Source organism: Streptomyces sparsus, from assembly GCF_054776295.1.
In genome coordinates, this window is sequence record NZ_BAAHCA010001462.1 from 1 (window position 1) to 814 (window position 814).

Below are 814 nucleotides of genomic sequence, written 5' to 3' on the forward strand. Positions count from 1 at the left end.
CGGCCGGCCGTCCCCCGGGGGCGGGTGCCGGGGCGGGCCCGGCAGGCGTGTCGCCGGTGGGCTGGCCGGCCGCTACGGATGACGCCGTCGGCTGGGTGGGGACCACCCGGTCGTCACGTTCCAGCAGCCTCCTCAGCAGGCCGCCGCGTTCGTCGGCGAAGGCCGGATCGAGCTGGTAGTCCCCGTGTCCAGAGATGGGAGCGGGCAGCGGGTGCCGCAGCGAACGGCCGTACTGCACGGGGTCCTTGAGGGGGCCGCAGTCCACGGGCGGGCCGAGCTCGGCACGGACGCGGACCGGGCCGCCGATGGGGTCGGTGGCCCGCCACAGGTTGCGCCAGCAGTCGAGTTCCCGGTGCAGCGCGCGCAGTGCCGTCGGGCCGAAGCAGGCGGGGAACCAGCGGCCGTAGAGGCGTTCCAGCGGTGACCCGTAGGTGAGCAGGGCTACCCGGTTGCGCGTCACCGGGTCCAGCTGCCAGACGGCCGCGGCGGCCAGCACGCTGCCCTGCGAGTGGCCGGACAGCACCAGGCGTCCGCCGGTGAGTTCGACCCAGGAGCTGATCCGCCAGCTGAGGTCGGGGACCGCCCGTTCCGCGTAGCAGGGCGGCGCGAAGGGGTGGGCGGCGCGCGGCCAGAACGTGCCCACGTCCCACAGGATGCCGATGGTGCGGCGGGCGCCGGCGTCCCGGTAGGCCCGGCGGCCGGTGGCGATCAGCACTATGACGAGTGCGCCCGTCAGCCAGGAGCCGACCGCCTGGGCGAGTTCACCCAGCGCGGGCAGCGGCCCGGGCGCTCCGTCGGCGGCCTGCCCGGGGGG

General features: G+C 76.3%; 1 pseudogene. It reads right to left on the reverse strand.

Annotated elements, in window-relative coordinates:
* Nucleotides 1–814 (reverse strand): annotated as a pseudogene (locus tag ACYVE9_RS29050) (hypothetical protein); the annotation flags it as partial.